The organism is Nocardia sp. NPDC101769 (genome assembly GCF_044766925.1).
Taxonomy (GTDB): Bacteria; Actinomycetota; Actinomycetes; order Mycobacteriales; family Mycobacteriaceae; genus Nocardia.
This window is the reverse complement of record NZ_JBIWMX010000124.1, coordinates 1-2,029: the sequence shown is the minus strand read 5'-3', so window position 1 is coordinate 2,029 and position 2,029 is coordinate 1. Positions and strand designations below refer to the sequence as shown.

The following is a 2,029-nucleotide window of genomic DNA, read 5'->3' as shown; positions in this document are numbered from 1 at the left end:
AACTGCGCCGGGCAGCGAGCCGAAGGCTGAATTCTGCTATTCACGCAGACGTCGAATCCGACAACCGCCGGATGTGTGTGGGCAGATTCGGCCCGTGAGGTCCAGGTGGCGGGAAAGTCACTCTAAGCAGGGCTGCGCACCAAACCCACTGTGAGGAAACGGCTTTCGCGATGGCCCCGCCCACCTTCGAGAAAAGTCACTCTTAAGCCCCGAAATACTGCCTGGCCGTCACCGTGACCCCGACCGGCCGCGGCGCGGACGCTCTCGCATGTCTGCGGCTCGCCGTCTCCGAGGCCGAGCGTGTTCTGGGATCGGATGAACTGCGGGCCGACCGTGGGATGGCCGAGGTGCTAGGACCGGTCGGGGAGGTGATCGGCATGGCGCCGTCGCCGATCGCGGTGGTGTCGGACAACGGGCCGTGTTTCCGTGGGGAGGTGTTCAAGGCCGCGTTCGCCGGGCCGGATCCGCTGCTACGGCATGTCCCGTACCCGGGTGCGTTCACCGCAGACCAACGGCGTGATCGAACGCTTCTTCGGCACTTTGAAATACGAGCACCTGTTCCGCGGCCCGATCGCCGACGGCGACGCACTCGACATGGAGGTCCACCGGTTCCGGATCATCTACAACACGATCAGACCGCACCAGGCGCTCGGCGATCGAACGCCCAGCGCGGCCTACAACGACTGCGTCCGTTGATCTTCCGCCGTGTCCCGTTGGCCGGTTCGGTCAGCGCGGTTTGCAGCCGGAACCCGCGCCGATTGAGTACCCGCTCGGCTCCGTCATGCTCCTATCGCTGAGTAGACCGCCTGGAGCAGCTTGTTGTTGCGCTGGTCACTTTGCGGATCCGCACTGAGCTTGTTCATCGCATATGCGTAGGACATGCGGTTCTCCGGGTCTGCGCAGGCATACGAGCCGCCGGCACCGAGGTGCCCGAACGTCGCGTGGTTGGGCCCAAGCAGTCCAAAGCCGTTGAGCTGATACCCGGTACCCCAGGTGAACGGTGGACCCGACCCGGCCATCGAGCTGATCACCAAGTCCAGCTCGTTCGGCTGGCTTTGTTGGCTGCGCATTGTCTCCAGGGTGTCGCCACCGACAAGCCCGCCGGTGGCGAGTGCGCCGTACACGGTGGCGAGCCCATGAGCATTGGCATGAGCGTTGATTCCCGGCACTTCGGCCGCGCGCCATCGAGCGCTGTTGACGTCGTCGGCAGGGATGTAGGTGAAGGCCACCAGGAAGGCGGCCATCGGATTGTCGGAAAGTTCGCGCGGCGGAGTAAGCGTGCCCGGACCCATCTTGGACGGCTGGACTTGACCGATCACGTCCGCGCAGCGCGCATGCTCCTCGGCGGGCGTGCCGATGAACAGGTCCGCGCCGAGCGGCTCGGCAATCTCTGTGCGAAGAAATGTGCCCAGCGAGTCGCCGGTGATCCGCCGCACCACCTCACCGACGAGGAAGCCGAAGGTTATCGCATGGTAGCCCTGCGCGGTGCCCGGCTCCCACCACGGTTCACTGGCTGCGAGCGTGGCACAGACCCGGTCCCAGTCGTAGACGTCGCCCCGTGCCATGCGCTCGCGTGGGCCGATCAGTCCGGCACGGTGGCTGAGCAGCCACCGCACGGGCAGGTTCTGCTTGCCAGCTTGGGCGAACTCCGGCCAGTACTTCGCCACGGGCGCATCCAGATCCAGCTCACCCCGGTCGGCCAGCACGTGAGCGCATAGTGCGACCATGCCCTTGCCTGCGGAGTACACGTTCACCACCGTGTCACGCTCCCAAGGCCGGCTGCCGACCTCATCGGCATCGCCACCCCACAAATCCACGACGAACTCGCCGTCCACCGTAACTGCGACCGACGCACCAACGTCACCGCGCTCGGCGAAGTTGCGCTCGAACTCCTCCCGAACGACCTCGAAACCAGCGGCGCACGTGCCATACATTGAGCCTTTTTCATCCTGTGCGAATGATGTTGAGGGGCAATGGATCTGATCTCGGCGTGCCTCCGCCGGATATGAGGAAGCCCCTGGTAGACAGC

General features: G+C 65.1%; 2 protein-coding genes. One reads left to right on the top strand and one right to left on the bottom strand.

The features are described 5' to 3' along the window. Positions 1 to 477: 477 nt before the first annotated feature. Positions 478 to 696, top strand: coding sequence for a transposase (locus ACIRRA_RS45860; RefSeq protein WP_402782405.1), 219 nt, complete (start codon positions 478 to 480; stop codon positions 694 to 696). A gap of 83 nt (positions 697 to 779) precedes the next feature. On the opposite strand, the gene ACIRRA_RS45855 is transcribed toward ACIRRA_RS45860, so the two are convergent. Then, a complete protein-coding gene (locus tag ACIRRA_RS45855; protein ID WP_402782408.1) occupies positions 780 to 1,934 on the bottom strand; it encodes a serine hydrolase domain-containing protein in 1,155 nt (384 codons plus the stop codon). Positions 1,935 to 2,029 lie beyond the last annotated feature (95 nt).

Bases quoted from the DNA above. Each gene is read 5' to 3' on its own strand.
- ACIRRA_RS45855 (WP_402782408.1), bottom strand. From the start codon at position 1,934: ATGTATGGCACGTGCGCCGCTGGTTTCGAGGTCGTTCGGGAGGAGTTC.
- ACIRRA_RS45860 (WP_402782405.1), top strand. From the start codon at position 478: ATGTCCCGTACCCGGGTGCGTTCACCGCAGACCAACGGCGTGATCGAA.